General features: G+C 71.5%; 11 protein-coding genes and 2 pseudogenes. 1 reads left to right on the top strand and 12 read right to left on the bottom strand.

Going from position 1 to position 17126, the window contains the following annotated elements; translation table 11 throughout:
• A pseudogene (locus tag NBX02_RS19060) lies at positions 1-582 on the top strand (glycogen debranching protein GlgX); the annotation flags it as partial.
• A gap of 16 nt (positions 583-598) precedes the next feature.
• Here NBX02_RS19060 and NBX02_RS19065 read toward each other — a convergent pair.
• From NBX02_RS19065 to NBX02_RS19120, 12 genes and pseudogenes are all read right to left on the bottom strand, one after another.
• The gene (locus tag NBX02_RS19065) at positions 599-856 is read right to left on the bottom strand and encodes a type II toxin-antitoxin system RelE family toxin (RefSeq protein WP_250281127.1); all 258 of its coding nucleotides are present in this window, start codon (positions 854-856) and stop codon (positions 599-601) included.
• On the bottom strand, positions 853-1128 hold the full coding sequence (locus NBX02_RS23385; protein WP_445548530.1) for a type II toxin-antitoxin system Phd/YefM family antitoxin: 276 nt from the start codon (positions 1126-1128) through the stop codon (positions 853-855). The genes NBX02_RS19065 and NBX02_RS23385 overlap by 4 nt, the downstream gene beginning before the upstream one ends.
• A 266-nt stretch (positions 1129-1394) precedes the next feature.
• Positions 1395-2465, bottom strand: coding sequence for a Fic family protein (locus tag NBX02_RS19075; protein WP_250292463.1), 1071 nt, complete (start codon positions 2463-2465; stop codon positions 1395-1397).
• Between the two features lie 207 nt (positions 2466-2672).
• Positions 2673-5231, bottom strand: a complete 2559-nt coding sequence (gene glgP, locus NBX02_RS19080; RefSeq protein WP_250292465.1) for an alpha-glucan family phosphorylase — start codon at positions 5229-5231, stop codon at positions 2673-2675.
• Positions 5232-5316: 85 nt separating this feature from the next.
• The gene (gene acs / locus NBX02_RS19085; protein WP_250281149.1) at positions 5317-7311 is read right to left on the bottom strand and encodes an acetate--CoA ligase; all 1995 of its coding nucleotides are present in this window, start codon (positions 7309-7311) and stop codon (positions 5317-5319) included.
• Positions 7312-7539: 228 nt separating this feature from the next.
• Positions 7540-7881: a hypothetical protein gene (locus tag NBX02_RS19090; protein WP_250292468.1), complete on the bottom strand. Its 342-nt coding sequence runs from the start codon at positions 7879-7881 to the stop codon at positions 7540-7542.
• Positions 7882-8487 (bottom strand): TetR/AcrR family transcriptional regulator, encoded by a 606-nt coding sequence (locus NBX02_RS19095; RefSeq protein ID WP_250281133.1) that lies wholly within the window; start codon positions 8485-8487, stop codon positions 7882-7884. It lies immediately after the preceding gene.
• A 198-nt stretch (positions 8488-8685) separates the two neighbouring features.
• Positions 8686-9594, bottom strand: coding sequence for a sucrose-6-phosphate hydrolase (locus NBX02_RS19100; RefSeq protein WP_445548531.1), 909 nt, complete (start codon positions 9592-9594; stop codon positions 8686-8688).
• Between the two features lie 903 nt (positions 9595-10497).
• A complete protein-coding gene (locus tag NBX02_RS19105) occupies positions 10498-11616 on the bottom strand; it encodes a cysteine protease StiP family protein (RefSeq protein WP_250281135.1) in 1119 nt (372 codons plus the stop codon).
• Positions 11617-11675: 59 nt separating this feature from the next.
• Complete coding sequence (locus NBX02_RS19110; protein ID WP_250281138.1) at positions 11676-13070, bottom strand: phosphoribosyltransferase family protein; 1395 nt, start codon at positions 13068-13070, stop codon at positions 11676-11678.
• 126 nt (positions 13071-13196) lie between these two features.
• The gene (locus NBX02_RS19115; RefSeq protein WP_250281139.1) at positions 13197-14384 is read right to left on the bottom strand and encodes an HpcH/HpaI aldolase/citrate lyase family protein; all 1188 of its coding nucleotides are present in this window, start codon (positions 14382-14384) and stop codon (positions 13197-13199) included.
• A gap of 467 nt (positions 14385-14851) precedes the next feature.
• Positions 14852-17126 (bottom strand): annotated as a pseudogene (locus NBX02_RS19120) (zinc ribbon domain-containing protein); the annotation flags it as partial.

Consider the following 17126-nt stretch of genomic DNA (forward strand, 5'->3'; position numbering starts at 1 on the left):
AGCGCGGACAGCCCGGCACCCGCCGACGGCCCGGCACCCGCGGACAGCCCGGCACCCGCGGACAGCCCGGCACCCGCCGACGGCCCAGCCGCACCCGACCCGGCCGGGCCCGACCCGATGCTGCTGCCGCTGGTCAGCGGCCTGATCGCGCTGCGGCGCCGCTCCCCGACGCTGTGCCGGCGGACGTTCTTCCACGGCGGCCCCTCCACCACCGAGGCACTCGCGGACATCACCTGGTTCCGCCCGGACGGCGCGGTCATGTCGGACGCGGACTGGAACTCCCCGCACGTCCGCACCCTCGTCGCCCACCTGAGCGGAACAGCCCTCGGCTGGCACGCGCCGGACGGCACCGCGGCCACCGGCGACAGCTTCCTGCTCATCCTGCACCCGGACACCGACCCGGTGACCATCGTCCTGCCAGGCCAGCCATGGGCATCCACCTACACGCTGCTGCTCGACACCAGCGCGGACGACCTCGCCGGCTTCCCCGCCACCCTCGACACCCTGTCCCGGCCCCTCGACGCAGGCGAACACCTACCCGTCGCCGGCCGCGCCGTCCTCCTCCTACGCGCCACCGCATGAGCAAGCCAGATGAACATCAACGATAGACATCTCGGCGATGACCGACAGCGACGACTAGGATAATCAGCTCTTTGTCCTGGATGTCATACACAACGCGGTAGTCGCCGGTACGTACGCGCCATTCACCGCCGCCGCCGACCAGCTGCCGGGCGGCTGGCGGACGAGGGTCGTCGGCGAGCAGGTCGATCACAGCCTGCACGCGGCGTCGCGCGACGGGGTCGAGTTTGCGTAACCGGCGGAACGCGGCCGGAGCAATGGTGACCGTATATCTCATTCCAGGCCGAGATCGGCCTTCACCTCGTCCCAGGGAACGGGTGTCTGCCCGGTGGCTGCCATTTCCTCACGGGCTCGCTCGGCTTCGCGGATGTCAGCCATGTCCTCGGCCAAGGCGAGGATGCGGTCCAGGTCGTCGGCGTCGATGACGGCGGCGACCCGCCGCCCGCGACGGGAGAGATAGACCGGCTGGTGGTCGGCGCGGACCTGATCGATGATCGCAGCCAGGCTCTCCCGTGCCTCGGAGACGCTCATTTCAGGCGACACGGTCATAGATCGAACGTACAACAGGCCATCGCTCCGTACAAGCAAGGCGCCAGACGTACAGCCTGTGAACCCGATGAGATCGGCGGGGCTGGCATCCCGGCTGACGCGGTCGCGCGGTGCCATGCCGCGACGATGATCGAGATCAAGCGGATGCGCCCGCCATCCGCCCGAGGCCAGGCCACTCGACACTGATAAATATACTAATCGATCTTGAAATTAGCATGTTTGTTGAATTGTTGGCATGTCCCGCGGGACACACGGCACCTTCGCGTCTACCCGGAGGGGGGCACGGGCCGGTCGAGACGGGTCCAGAATGCCGCCCGGCCAGCTCCGCTGCTGATCACATGGCCTTCGTCCCGCAGCGCGTTCAGCGCGATGCGGATCGTCTGGTCGCTGACTCCCGGCAGCGCCGTACGCACGTCGTCGAGACGGAAGCGGCGGGGAGCGTGCCACAGAATGTGGTCGCGAACCCTGCCCTGCTTGCTGATGCCCGAACGTCCAGCCGCCGCCCGGTCCGCGAAGATGGAGTAGGCGGTCGCGACGGTCGCCGAGAAGTACTCGAGCCAAGGCCACGGATCATGCTGGCTGCCATGCCACCCATGCGTGGACGCGAGAAGGGACGAATAGTATTCTTCGGCACTGTCGGAAATAATCTTCTCAAGGCTGATATATCGGCACATCTGGTAGCCACAGTCGAGCAGCAGCGCATTCGAGATGATACGTGCCACTCGGCCGTTGCCGTCCTCAAAGGGATGAATCACGAGAAAATCCAGCGCGAACAGGCCCACCAGCAGAACCGAATGGTGATCATTTTTGTTGCGCGCGATCGAGTAACGACTGGTCAGCTCGGCCAGAAAGTACTCGGTCTCGGACGCGGGTACCGGGACGAAACGCAGAGTCACCGTTCCGTCCGCGGCCCGGTCCACGACGAGGTTGTCCTGGGCCTTCAGCGCGCCCCCGCTCCCCTGGGTGCGCCGGAAGAGCAGGCGGTGGACATGCAGCAGAAGCCCCGGGTTGACCGGGGAGAAGTCCTCACGGTAGACGTAGTCGAGCGCGTCCCGGTAACCGGCGAGTTCCCGTTCGTCCCTGGTCCGCAGTCCGCCGACCTGGCCGCGGATGATCCGCTCGGCCCGTTCCGGACTGTCAACGGTCACGCCTTCGATCGCCGAGGATGCTGTCACACTCAGCACCCGAGCCCGGTCCGCGAGCTGGTCGAGCAGGCCGGGCATCTGGATGCGGAAGAGCTGCTCGGAACCGGCTCCACGATCGATGGCACTCAGGTGCTTGACAACTCGTGACGGAACATGATCAAGTAGCCGGTCAAGATCGGCAAAGCTACGCACGGAACCCTCCTCCCAGCCAACAAATATACTAATCGATCTTGGAATTAGCATGTTTGTTGGATTGTTGGCATGTTCCGCAGGGCGCGACGCGTGCGTAGGGCACCCGGATGAACGCATCGAGTGAACGAATGAGCAGGCCAGCGCGGCCCTGTGCCGGCCTGCTCGTCGGCTCCGGCGGCCGGAGCCGACGGAGCCGACGGAGATCGTTCAGTCGGGGTTCGCCACCAGGCCGAGTTCGGCCGGTGAGGCGAGCAGGGGGTGCCGTGGCAGCACCCGGACGGTGTAGCCGAAGGAACCCGTCCGCCGCAGCGGGATGGTGCCCTCGAAGCGCAGGCCACCGCCCTCGCCGGGGCCGACATGGGCCAGCGGCAGGGTGGCCGGGCCCAGCAGCCGGTCGGACTCGTCGATGCGCCCGTAGGACGCCTCGACCTCCACGTCCGCCAGCTCCAGACCACCGAGCTCGACCGTGGCACGGACCACCAGCGACTGGCCGACCTGCGGGGTGTCGCCGAGACCGGCCGAGTCGACGTTGACCACCCGCACCCCGGGCCAGGCCGCCCGGACCCGCTCCTTCCACGCCGCCAGGTCCCGGGCCCCGTGCGCGCCGTCCGCCGAGGCCGCCCGCGCCGAGGCGGCGGCGGGGACGTAGTAGCGCTCGACGTACTCGCGCACCATCCGGGTGGCGAGCACCTGCGGCCCGAGGGTCGACAGGGTGTGCTTGACCATCGACGTCCAGTCACGCGGCGGCGTGCCCACGCCGGCGACGTCGTAGAAACGCGCGGCGACCGCGTTCTCCAGCAGGTCGTAGAGGGCGGCCGACTCGATGGCGTCCCGGCGCTCGGGATCCTCCACGCCGTCCGCGGTGGGGATCGCCCAGCCGTTACGGCCGTCGAACATCTCGTCCCACCAGCCGTCCCGGATGGAGAGGTTGAGACAGCCGTTGAGCGCGGCCTTCATCCCCGAGGTGCCGCACGCCTCCAGCGGGCGCAGGGGGTTGTTCAGCCACACGTCCGACCCGGAGTAGAGGAAGCGTGCCATGCCGATGTCGTAGTCCGGCAGGAACACGATGCGGTGGCGGACCTCCGGGTTGTCGGAGAACTGCACGATCTGCTGGACGAGCTGCTTGCCGCCGTCGTCGGCCGGGTGCGCCTTGCCGGCGATGACCAGCTGGACCGGGCGCTGCGGGTGCAGCAGCAGCCGGGTCAGCCGCTCGGGGTCGCGCAGCATCAGGGTCAGCCGCTTGTAGGAGGGCACCCGGCGGGCGAACCCGATCGTGAGGATTCCCGGGTCGAACACGCCGTCGACCCAGTCCAGCTCGCCGGGGGCGGCGCCGCGCTGCAGCCAGGACGCCCGCAGCCGGCGGCGGACCTCGGCGACGAGGCGTTCCCGCAGCTCACGGCGGGTCGCCCAGACCGCCTCGTCGGAGATCTGGGAGATCTTGGCGAAGCCCTCGCCCCCGTCGTCGAGGGGGGACGGGCCAAGCTCCCGGTCGGCCAGTTCGATCACGTTCCGGGACACCCAGGTGGCCGCGTGAACACCGTTGGTGACCGAGCCGATCGCGACCTCGTCGGGGTCGAAGCCCGGCCACAGGCCGGCGAACATCTCCCGGCTGACGATCCCGTGCAGCCGGGAGACCCCGTTGGAGCGCTGGGCCAGCCGCAGGCCCATGTGCGCCATGTTGAACACGTTCGGGTCGGACTCGGCGCCGAGCTCGAGCACCCGCTCGACGGGCACACCGGGCCAGACGTTGTCCGCGCCGAAGTGGCGGGCCACCAGGTCGCGGGGGAACCGGTCGATCCCGGCCGGCACCGGGGTGTGGGTGGTGAACAGCGTCCCGGCCCGGGTCGCCTCCAACGCCTCGTCGAAGCTCAGGCCGGTCGCGGTCAGCTCCCGGATGCGCTCCAGGCCGAGGAAGCCGGCATGGCCCTCGTTGGTGTGGAACACCTCCGGCTCCGGGGCGCCGGACACCGCCGAGTAGGCCCGCAGCGCCCGCACCCCGCCGATGCCCAGCAGCATCTCCTGGAGCAGGCGGTGGTCGGTGCCGCCGCCGTAGAGCCGGTCGGTCACGCCCCGCTCGGCCGGCTGGTTGTCCTCGACGTCGGAGTCGAGCAGCAGCAGCGGCACCCGGCCGACCTGCGCCTTCCAGATCTGGGCGTGCAGGGTGCGCCCGTCGGGCAGCCCGAGCGTGATCTTCACGGGGTCGTCGGCGGCGTCGGTGAGCTGGGTCAGCGGCAGGCCGTGCGGGTCGATGCCGGGATAGCGTTCCTGCTGCCAGCCGTCCCGGGACAGCGACTGGACGAAGTAGCCGGCCCGGTAGAGCAGGCCCACCCCCACGATCGGCACGCCCAGGTCGCTGGCGGTCTTGAGATGGTCGCCGGCGAGGATGCCGAGGCCGCCGGAGTACTGCGGCAGCACCTCGGTGATGCCGAACTCCGGCGAGAAGTAGGCGATCGCGCGCGGGGCGTCGGGCAGCGACTGGTACCAGCGCGGCGCGGTCAGGTATTCGTGCAGGTCGTCAGCGGCGTCGTCAAGGCGGCGGACGAAGCGGCGGTCGGCTGCGAGGCTTTCGAGGCGCTCATGGTCGACCTCGCCGAGAAGGCGCACCGGATCTCCCTTGCAGGTGCGCCACAGCTCGGGATCGACCGACTCGAAGAGATCCAGCGTCTCCGGGTGCCACGACCAGCGGAGGTTGAGGACGAGCTCCCCGAGCGGGTGAAGCTGCTCGGGGAGCTGCGCGCGGACGGTGAAGCGTCGAAGGGCTCTCACGAAATGGTCAGCCTAGACAGCTCGGACGGGCTTCTCCCACCGGGGGGCTCGCGACCGGAGGCGGATGATCCGGCCGGTGGCCTCATCAGTCGTCCGGGCCGGCTTGGGCGATCTTGCCTGCCAGGGCGGCCATCACGTCCGGATCCCGCAGCGTCGTGACGTCCCCGAGCTCGCGCCCCTCGGCGATGTCCCGCAGCAGCCGCCTCATGATCTTCCCGGACCGGGTCTTGGGCAGGTCGTCCGCCCAGATCACCCGCTTGGGCCGGGCGAGCTTGCCGATCCGGGTGGCGACGTGCTCGCGCAGCTCGGCGACGGTGGCGTCGTCGCCGAGCTGGTTGCCGGTGAGCGTGACAAAGGCCACGATGGCCTGGCCGGTGTGCTCGTCGGACTGGGCCACGACCGCGGCCTCCGCCACCGACTCGTGCGAGACGATCGCCGACTCGACCTCGGCGGTCGACAGCCGGTGCCCGGACACGTTGATCACGTCGTCGATCCGGCCGATGATCCAGAAGTAGCCGTCCGCGTCCAGCCTGGCGGCGTCGCCGACGACGTACACGTCCCGGCCGAACCGGGAGAAGTACGTCTGCACGTACCGCTCGTCGTCCCGGTAGAGGGTGCGCAGCATGGACGGCCACGGCTTGGTGATCACCAGGATGCCGGTGCCCTCGGTCACCGGTTTGCCGTCCTCGGACAGCAGGGCGGGGAAGATCCCCGGCAGCGGCGTGGTGGCCGAGCCCGGCTTGGTCGGCGTCACGCCGGGCAACGGGGAGATCAGGATGGCGCCGGTCTCGGTCTGCCACCAGGTGTCGACGATGGGGCAGCGGCCGCCGCCGATCACCTTGTGGTACCACAGCCACGCCTTGGGGTTGATCGGCTCCCCCACCGTGCCGAGCAGCCGCAGCGAGGAGAGGTCGTGCCGGCCCGGGTACTGCGGGCCCCACTTGATGCAGGTCCGGATGGCGGTCGGAGCGGTGTAGAAGATGGTGACCTTGAACTCTTCGATGATCTTCCACCAGATGTCCCGGTCGGGATAGTCCGGGGCACCCTCGAACATCACACTGGTCGCGCCGTTGGACAACGGCCCGTAGACGATGTAGGAGTGGCCGGTGATCCAGCCGACGTCCGCCGAGCACCAGTAGACGTCGGAGTCCGCGTCGAGGTCGAAGACCAGCCGGTGGGTGTACGTCGCCCCGGTCAGGTACCCCCCGGTGGTGTGCAGGATGCCCTTGGGCTTGGCCGTGGAACCGGAGCTGTACAGGATGAACAGCGGATGCTCGGCGTCCAGCGGCTCCGGCGGGCACACCGGGTCGGCCCGCTCGAGCAGCTCGTGGTACCAGACGTCCCGGCCCTCGCGGATCGGCGCCGCGATCCCGGTGGAACGGACCACCACGATGTGCTCCAAGGCCTTCAGATCGCCCAGCTCGGCGTCCACGGCCTCCTTGACAGGGGCGGTGCGGCCCTTGCGGCGGGCGCCGTCCACGGTGATCAGGACCTTGGCGTCGGAGACCTCCATCCGCTCGCGCACGGCGGACGGGGCGAAGCCACCGAAGACGACGTTGTGCACCGCGCCGATACGGGCGCAGGCCAGCATCGCCACCGCGACCTCGGGGATCATCGGGAGGAAGATCCCCACGACGTCACCCTTGCCGACCCCCAGCTCCTTGAGCCCGTTGGCCAGCCGCTGGGTGTCGGCCAGCAGGTCGGAGTAGGTCACCCGGCGGCGTTCGCCCTCCTCGCCGACCCAGTGGAAGGCGACCTTGTCCCCGCGGCCGGCGGCCACGTGCCGGTCCAGGCAGTTCGCCGAGACGTTGAGCCGGCCATCGCTGAACCAGCGGTAGAAGGGCGGGTTGCTGTCGTCCAGCGTGGTTGTGAACGGCGTGTCCCAGTCCAGCAGGGTGCGGGCCCGCTCCGCCCAGAAGGCCACCGGATCGGCGGCGGCCGCGGCGGCGTCGGAAGCCTGGTACCAGCGGGAGACGAAACCGGGCGGTGGGTCGAAACGCTCCACCGCCAGCAACTGGTCGAGTTCGCGCTCCAGGCTGAGCTCGTCGGTACCGACGCTGTCAGTACCGACAGCGTCCAGACCGGTACCGTCCGCCGTGCTGGTCACATGCCCTCCTGATGGTCCGGGGACCCTGATGATCCGGGGATGGTGCCGCCGGCAGCGCGGAAAAGAACACGATCACGCTACCTTTGGATCTCCGGAAGCGATGTCGTCTCGTTGTCGTCTCGCCCGCATTGGGTGTACCACGAAGTGCCGGCCGTATACAGCGGTCAGTACCCCGGCGCTTTCCAACAGTCGCGCCGCCCGTTACACGGTGTGAACCGGCACCCCGTCGGCCGGCAGTTCGCCCCGGCCGGCGCGCAGCAGGAAGAGGATCACGAGGAACGCGGCGAAAAATATTACCGCGCTCCACATGAACGCGGTCGTGTATCCCGCGATCAGGGCCTCGGCCTGGGCGGCCGGGCCGAACGCCGCCCCGCTCCGGCCGGAACCGGCGGCGGGATGATGTCCTCTTCGCCTCCCGCACGGTTGCGCGCGTGGTTTCCCGCACGCCGCCGACGGCCGGTGCCGCCTGTGCGTCAATACGGTGAAAAAGGTTCGATCATGTTTCCGCCGCGGCGCCGGCGTGCCGTGCATGCCCGGGAACATTCAGCGGCCCACTGTCATCAGCGGCAACAGGATGTCGTCGACCAGATGATGAATGAACGCATCGTCCAGGGCCTCACCGGTGATCAGGAGGCGGAAGAAGATCGCAGCGGGAACCAGCTCGTTGAAGACGCCGACGGCTGTCGGCGAACACGGCTCACCCCGGTCGACGGCCCGCTGCACGATGAGGGCGGCCAGACCACGCCCGTCCCCGAGCATCTGGGCCCGCAGCGCCGCCGCCAGGGCCGCGGAGTCGCGCATGGCCAGCACGACACCGGCCATCAGGGCGGCACCGCCGTCGGCCAGGCGCCTGACCTTCTGACGGATGATATCGATCATGTCGCCGCGCAGGCTGCCGGTGTCCGCGATGACGACGTCGTCGACCGCCTGGCGACGGATCGCCTCGACGACGAGCTCGTCCTTGCCCGCCCAGCGCCGGTAGATCGTCGCCTTGCTCGCCCGAGCCCGGGCCGCGACGGCGACCATGCTCATGCGCTCGTAGCCGACCTCGGTGAGCAGCTCGAGCGCGGCGTGCAGAATGGCCTGCTCACGGGCTTCGTCGCGGGGACGCCCACGTACGGCGCCACCCAGGCGTGCCGACACCGCCATGGTCGTGACCCCCTCCCGCCGCCGACCACGTTCCAAAACAGTACCGTACTGTTCCTGAATTAGGATTAACGTAACAGATGATTACAGATAGCAACGGACGCCTGGGCGGCGCGGGCCTGACAGCCCGCGGACGCACGAAAAGCGCCGCCGTGCGCGACAAGCGTGATCGTGACGTCTCCGGCCTGGCGCGCGGCCGGCTCAGCGGCCGGGGCCAGGCCCAGCCGCAGGCCCAGGCGCAGGCCCAGGCGCAGGTGCCGGTCCCGCGGCGGCGAGCCCGGCTTCGAGGATCTCGAGCAGTTCCTGCCCCCCGCGCAGGCCCGAGACGGTGGTGACCCGCAGGTTCGGGTGCGTCCACCGGTGCTCGTCCAGCTCGCCGTGGGCGGGGCGGACGGCGAGGTCCGCGGCGGCGAGCATGCCCGCGTCCAGCAGTGAGTCCCCCGCGGCGGCGAGCCTTGCCGGCGCGGCCCGGCGCATCACCTCGGCGAGGGCCGCCTGCTTGGTCAGCCCGGCCGGTACCAGGTAGACCTTGCGTCCCTGGACGGACAGGCCCCAGCCATCGGCCGCCAGGCCCGCCGCGAGGCCGGACAGGTCGGGGATGCCGTCACGCTCGTAGGCGACGAGGTAGACGAACAGGCCGTCGGCGACCCGGCTCACCCGGACCCAGCCGTCGGCGGCGAGCCGCTGCGCGATGGCCCACACCTCGGCGAGCGGGCGGGCACGGGTGGCGATCCGCTCCCGGATCCGGGCCGCCCAGGCCTCGTCCGGACGGCCGTCCACCAGCAGGTGGCCGCCGTTGGTCGTGATCGCGTACCGGGGGCGGACACCGAGATCGACCCGTTCGTACTGTGCCCGGGTACGGGTGGTGACCGGAACGAGGGTCGCCGCGGCGTGCAGCCTGGCGATCAGTTCGGCGGACGCGGCGGTGCAGAACGCGGCGGGCTCGCCGTCGATGTGCTCCACAGTGACCAGCTCGGGTTCGACCGCACCGGACGGGAGCCGGAAGGAACGCCTGCTGTAGATCAGCGTCTGGTCGAGATCACAGGCGACGACCCAGCGCGCGCCCGGCAGGGCCGCGGCCGGGGACGGCGCGGGCGTCCATGTGCTGATGGCCCGACTCTACGCCACGGGCCGGCCGACATGCCGCGCAATCACACGCATTGTCCGGACACGGGAACCGTCCGGACACGGGAACCGGACGGGCCGGGGCCTGTCCACAGCCCGCTCGGGTGGGTGGCAGTTGTCCACAGGCCGCCGCGCGCTGTTCCATCCGGCCGGCACGGCTGCGAGCCTGACAGACATGGCCCCGGACCCCGGCCAGCATCCCTGGCAGCAGCATCCCTGGCAGCAGGATTCCTGGCACCAGGATCCCTGGCGGCAGCATCCCCGGCAGCAGGATTCCTGGCGGCGGTATCCCTGGCAGCAGGCCGCCGACAGCCAGTGCGGCGTCATCGCCGTCCGCGCCGTCGTCGCCGCCGGCACGAGCCGCTCGACGATTCACTGGCAGGTGCGGACCGGACGCTGGCAGCGCCCCATGCCGGGTGTGCTCGTGACCCGCCCGCAGCCGCCCACCCGGATGCAGCTGCTGTGGTGCGCGGTCGAGTCCATCGGGCCGCACGCCGTCGTCGGCGGCGCCTCCGCGGCCGCCATGGGCGGCCTGCGCGGCTTCGACGACGAGCACATCACCATCGTCGTGCCGGCCGGGCGGCATCCCGCCCCGCGGCCGGGCGTCGTCGTTCACCACAGCGCCCGGCTGGGCCCCGACGCCGTGCACCCCCACCTGCGTCCACGACGGACCAGGCTGGCCCGCTCCGTCGTGGACATGGCCAACTGGGCGCAGCGGCCGGAAGCCGTGTACGACATCATCGCGTCCGCCGTCCAGCAACACCTGGTGACGGTCAGCGAGCTGCGTGCCACCATCAGGGCACGCGGGCCGATCCCCCGGAAAACCCTGATCCTTCAGGTGCTGGACAGCCTGCGCGATGGAACATCTCATGGCGACGAAACACCCTGTCACGACGGCCTGGTGAACAGCGCGCGGTCGGGCGTGCCGTCGGGCGGCTTGATGATCCCGACACACGAGTACGGCAGGTCGGCCCTCTCCTCGACGGGCACGCCCTTGGCCTCGCACAGGGACAGGACATGAGGCAGCTCCGCCAGCCGCTCGGGGGTGACGACGACCTTCCAGGGCACCCGGCGCAACAGCACCCTGGTGGTCTCGCCGACCCCGGGCTTGACCAGGCCGATGTTGTCGATCCCGTACTCCTTCGCCAGCGTCTCGACCGCCTGCCAGCCGGCCCAGGTCGGGGTGCGCTCCGCCGGCCGCGAGACGCCGTCCGCGACCGCGGCCGACGCGGCGGGGAACGCCTCGGCAACGGTCTCGACGTAACGGCGGGAGTAGTCCCGGTCGGCGAGGTGCCGGTAGTACTTCGCCCCGTGGAAGTCGGCCGGGCCGATCAGCGACCGGTTCAGCACCGTCCGGCTCACCAGGCCGCTGACCGTGGAGTTCAGGCAGCTGTGCGGGATCAGGAAGTCGTCCCGCGTCCCGTACAGGGATGTGCAGTGGCCGGGGTCGGAGATGACCGCCATGGACGCGTCCAGCCCGAGGCCGCGGGCGGCGGTCTCGAGCACCCGGAGAATGGCGCCCTTGCCCGTCCAGCCGTCGACGAACTGGAGGCTGCGCCGGTCGTGCCGAGCGAGGATCCAGCGCATCGCGTTCTCGTCGAGCCCCCGGTCCTTGATGATGGAGACCGAATAGTGCGACAGGTCGAGCCCGTGCCGCCAGCGGGCCCAGCGCCGCATCAGGATGCCGGCGGGCGTGCCGGCCCGCGCCAGCGACACGATGACCGGCTCTCCTCTGCCCGCGAGCACGAGTTCGGTGGCGATGCCGACCGCGGTGGCGACCCGTACCGCCGAGCGGGCCAGGGCATCCTCGAACAGGGCAAGGTAGGCCTGCGACGGTTCGTATTCGACCGGCAGGTCCTCGGAGTAGTGGCGGCCCTTGGAGAAGTCCTCCTCGCGGTCCTCGGTGGGGCGTTCCAGCGGGATGTCGCTGAGGTCCTTCAACAGGAAGGTGACGTCCGCCGGGTCGTAGGAGCCCGAGCCCACCGTTCCCGGGATGACCGGCCGCACCGCGCTCCCGGACGCGTCTGCGGGGCTCCCGGCACTCCCGGCGCTCCCGGCGCTCCCGGTCAACGCGCACCCCCGGCGCTGTCGGCCGACAGGGCCAGCGGCCGGCCGGCCGGCCCCCGCGTCGGGATCGTGACCACGGTGACCGGCGCGCACCGGCGCAGCACCCCGGCCATCCCCGACACGTCGGCCGCCCCTGACACGCTCGCCCCGGCCGTCCCGCTGGCGGCCCGCCCGTTCGCGGCCGAGTCGACCACCACGACGATGTCGTCGTACAGGCCGGGCCGGACGTTGTACACATGGCTGGCCCGGCCCGGGTCGTCAGGCGCCGGAAAGGTCCGCGCGCAGCGGATCGCGTAGCCGTCGGCGTCGATCGGGTGGACCGGTGAGCGGGTCGTCGAGTGGTAGACGACCTCGCCAGGGACGATCCGGTCGAGCGCGTCACCGATAAGTAGCGGTGTGTACATGAGCTCCTCGGTGCCGAGCACGAGAACGCGGCCCGAGGGCCTGTTCAGCGCCTCGGCCACGTCCTTGGCGACCAGCGGCGCCACCTCGGCGAGCAGCGCCCGGTCCGGCCGTGACCAGCCATGGCGGGCGCCGTCGGGAAGATCGTCAGGCCAGTCGGGTGTCACACGGCGCACCGGAGCGGGCTCCCCGCAGGACCATGGCCGGCTGCCGTCGGCGTCGGCGCCGGCGCCGGCGCCGGCGCCGTACCGGGCTCGTATCCGCTCGGCGCGCGCGGTCACGTCGTCCGGGACGGTCACCTCCCCGGCCAGCAGCGACACCACCCGTACGGACACGCCGAGACGCTCCGCGAGCTCGTCGAAGGCGCGGCGGGCCGGCGCCGGCCGGGCGTCGAAAAGCGTGGCCACCGTGTACGACGGCCGGGGCGCGAACGCGTGCAGCGCGCGGATCGTGCCCAGGGCGGTCCGGCCGGTGGACAGCTCGTCGTCGACGAGCACCAGCGGCCGGGGCGCCCGCACCAGCTCGGGATCGCTCGGCATCAACCAGTGGAAGGTGGCATGCGAATGCGCCTCGTCGAAGTCCAGCAGCGTGGTGGCACCAGGAACGACCCGGCGCGTGGTGTGCAGGTAGTCGCAGCCGGCGAGGCCGTCGGCCACGGTGTGCCCGAGCGAGGTGGCGGTCTCGCAGTAGCCGAGCACCAGCGGCGCCACCGCCGCGGCATCGCCCCCGGCCGCCCGCTGGTCGGCGCGGACCCGCGCGGCCAGCAGATGGCCGGCCGCGACCGACCGCGCCGGGCGTACCGGCAGATGCTTGCCGAGCACCCGGCTGACCAGCAGATGGGCCCGTCTGGGGTTGCGCCGCAGCGCAAGGCCCACCATTGCGTCCAGCCCCCCGCCGACCACGTCGGCCCGCAGCCGGACATCGAGCCCCAGCTCGTCCCACAGCCATCCCGAACCGTTCGACGGCACCGCGGCACCATCCGCCAGACTCACACGACCTCCGTCCTCAGCAGCACCCCGGCCGGCATCGCCAGCGGGGTCTTCACCAGTTCCGGTAGTTGCGGCCACCCGTCCGGTGGCGGCCACCCGCCCGCCGGGCGCTCGCCCGCGCACTGCCGGTCACAGTGCGCTGGTCGCCGCCAGCACGTCGACGAACGTGTGCCCCTCGCGCAGGACGCCGAAGGCCCGGGCCCGCCGCAGCACCCCCTCGGCCCAGGCCCGGTGGGGCCGCAGCTCGTTCATCTTGTTCGCGTAGCGGCTCGGACGCACGCCACCGCTGTCGTCCGCGAGAATCGCCATCGCGTCCGTGTACTCCTCGTGGGTGGCCACGTGCAGGGCGTGTACGGCGGGCACATGGCTGGGATGGATCACTGTTTTGCCGAGCAGCCCGTTGGCCTTGTCGAGCACGACCTCGCGGATGAGCCGGTCGAGATCGGCGGAGACGAGCCGGGAACGCATCCGCGCGCCGTCCGCGCTGTCGCCGACGAGGTCGGCCTCCTCGAACGGCGTGACCCGCAGCGCGCTGACGAAGAGCCGTTCCGGCTGCGCGAAGTACTCCCAGACCGGCCCGCTCACCACGTGCTCCCCACCGCGGCCGCACACGTTGACGATGTCGGCGATGCAGTCCCGCACCACCGCGATGTCGTAGATGGTCAGATCACGGTCCCGGCGCAGCCCGAACAGGCCACAGAGATCGGTCGCGCCGATACGCACGGCAAGAACGATGTCGGCGTGCTTGTCGACGAGGTCGCGCACGCCCAGCAGCGTCCGCTCCCGGGTCTCGCGAAAGATGATCTGAGGGCTTTCCAGCACGGGCATCGCCCACAGCGGCCGGGCGAGCCGGTCGGAGGCCCGCACGACCGCGGCCAGCGCCGCCACGCCGCCCTCGGGATCGAACTTGGGCAGCACGAAACCGCCGAGCATCCCCGACGCGTCGGCGTCGAGCTGGGCGACGACGCGCGATATCTGGTCGGTGTCACGCACGCGGACGAACAGCAACGGCGGCCCGCCCGCGGTGGCCGGCGGATTCCCACCCAGGTCGCGCAGCGCGGTGATGATGTTCGCCTCGGCCGCGGGGACCTCGTGGTCGGCGATGGCGTCCTCCAGGCAGAGCACCATCGACGTCACCCCGGCGGACACCTGGCGGCGGACGTCCGCGGCCAGCGTCGGGCGGGTGCCCGGGGCGTAAAGAGTCGCCCCGAGCGCCGTTGCCACCAACAGGCGGTCCGCGGCCGGCGGAATCTCCTCGGGCAGGCGGTGAAACAGCGCATCCGCCCGGTCCGCGGCCAGGAAACCGAAGTGACGCACCGGTCGAACCCCCTGTCGTCGGACCGTTCACTGATCGGGGCGGCCGCACATCGTCATTTGCGGGGCGCCGGACTGGCCAGAACCTACAGCCACCGCCACCGGCGCCGAAATCCCGCACGCTGTTGTCATCGGCTGGACAACCTGTTTTCACATGACCACGACCGTGGCGAACGAGATCGCCACCGACCGCTGGCCGGGCCGCCGACTGCCCGCGGCAAGGTATCAGGGCAGGTCGGCCAGCCCGGCGGATCACCATGACGAATCAGGCGGCCGCCGGGCCACCCGCGCCCGGGTATCCGCGCACACCACGCCGCCGGCCGGTGACCGTGGGCGCGGCGTGTCATGCCGGGCGCGCATTATCCGATTACCCGCCGCCCAATACATTCACCGCTGATCCGTTCGCTATTGCGCGTTATTCGCGACGCGCAATAGCGGGACGCTTGCCCGTGACGGCCGGGCGGACGGGTTCACCGCAGCACCAGGGCGTCGTCCGGAGGATGCCGCAGCACGACCTGCGCGGCCTGCGGGCCCGGAAGCAGCCGGATGCCCCACGGCAGCCGCGCGCCGTCCAGCGGGACCTCCACGGTGTGCTCACCGGGTGTATGTGCCGCCTCGTGGGCGGGCACCCGGGCGAGCACCTGCCCGTCCTCCCGGGTCTGCGGCGGGATCGTTCCGGACCGGGCGACCAGCAGCAACTCGGGCAGCAGCCCGTCCGCGCGCACCTGTACGCGCAACGTACGACGACGCCAGCCCACCCGAGCCACCATATAACTGACCGTCGCCGCATCCTGTTGTATCTGTTGCTGCTGCGGCTGCTCCCGCTGTTCCTGCCGCGGCTGCTCCTGGTGTGGCCGCTCCTGCGGTGGCTGCTGGTCCGGCTGGGCCGGCGAGCCGGTCCCGGCCGGCGGGCCCGTGGCGGCTCCCGCGCTCCCGGCGGCCCGTTGGCCACCGGAAGCCACCGGATCCGCGAGGGCCGGGGGATCCGCGAGGGCCGGGGGATCCGCGAGGGCCGGGGGATGCGCGGACGCCCATTCCTCCTGGTCACCGGCCGCCGGGGCCGGGAGGCCCACATGGAGCGGCGGATCCGGACGGGCATCCCGCTCCGCCCGGACCGCCAGCCGGGCCAGGATGCCCGTTCCGGGCGGTACCGCGGCCAGCGTCCCGCCGATGCGTACCAGCGGATAGCAGACGATGAAATACGCCGAGCCGTCCGGCGGCGCGGCCAGGTGCCAGCCGCCTTTCATCTCCAGGCTCGCGCTGGTGACCTTCGCCTGTTCGGCCTCGGGATCGCCGGGCCCGGTCGGCGGCTGGTCCCGGCGCCACAGGACCCGGGCCTCGGTGATCCCCGGCGGCATCCGGAAGGACAGCACGATCTCCTCGCCGCGGTCGTCGGCACGCAGCTCCGTGATCTCCCCGACGACCAGGTGCCGGACCGCCCTGCCGACCACGGCCCGGCCGGCCAGCACGGTCACCGGGACGTACTCCAGCTCGCCGGCCGCCGACAGGTCGACCAGGTGGCCGCTGTCGCTGGACCCGACCAGCCGGGCCGGATCGACGATCCGCGCCAGATCCACCTCGGCGTCCTCGGCCGCGAGCGGATGCCCCGGCGGCAGGCCCGGCGGCGAGCTCGACAGACCCGACCGCGAGCTCGGCTGCCCTCCGCTCGAGGGCACCGCGTAGATCCGCACCTCGCTGCCCACCGGCGCGTTCCAGCGCAGCATGGTGCGGCCCGCGGCGGCGGTGATCTGCAGATCACGGATCGCCGGTGGACGCGGGATCACCGTCGCCATGGTCGACGCCCCGCCCGTGCGCGCGGGAACACCGCCCGCGTCGTGGAACTCGACGTAGACCTGATAGCGGTAGGTGACACCTGCCTGGACGGTGGAGTCGACGTACTGGCCGGCGTTCGCCCTGATCCGCCGCGTCGGGAGCCGCACCGGCGACGACTCGTCCACGGCCCGCTCGATCGTGACCGCGTCCACCGGGCCGTCCAGGCGCCAGGACAGCTTCACCGCGTCACCGATCTGCTCCGCGCGCAGCTCGGTGACATCCCGCATGACCACGAGCCCGGGTGTGCGTACCGGTACCGACCGCCGGCTGCCGGCGATCGCGGTCACCTCGTAGCGGACCATCAGCCCCACCGGTACCCCGGCGTCGACGAGCTCCGTGGACCCGGTGGTGCCCAGGCTGTGTTCCGACGCGACCATCCGCTCCGGGCCGCTCGCGTCCCCGAGCAGGCGGACCACCCGGTAGGACACCGGAGCGGCGCTGGACAGGCAGGCGCGCCACCGCAGGACCACCCCGCCGTCCTGCTCGGCCGCGGTCAGCTCCCGGGGCGGGTCGAGGGGCAGCGCGGCCAGCGCCGCCAGTGCCTCGCGGCTGTCCGCCGCCGTGGCGAGCACCGCGGCCAGGGCACTCTCCTGGTCGGGGGCGGGCAGCACCCGGGCCGCGGCGACCCGGCGGTGGATGACGTCCTGATGGGCGGCGAGTTCGGCGAGCACCTCCTCGGGGGTGCGCCCGTCCGGGCCGGGCACGTCGCGGGCGTGGGAGACCAGCCACCGCGCCCCGTCGGTGGCGGCGTCCGCGCGCCGGGCCTCACGGTTGTCCACCAGCGCCCGCCAGCCGGCGTCGGCGGCGGCCAGCGCCGCCTGCACCCGTGCGTCGAGCTCTTCGGCCTCCCGCGCGGCGGCACCGTCGAGCAGCGCCAGCACCGGGCGGACGGCGGCCAGCAGCTCGCCGGCC

This window comes from Protofrankia sp. CiP1_Cm_nod1 (assembly GCF_920888515.1).
In the GTDB taxonomy this organism is placed as follows: domain Bacteria; phylum Actinomycetota; class Actinomycetes; order Frankiales; family Frankiaceae; genus Protofrankia.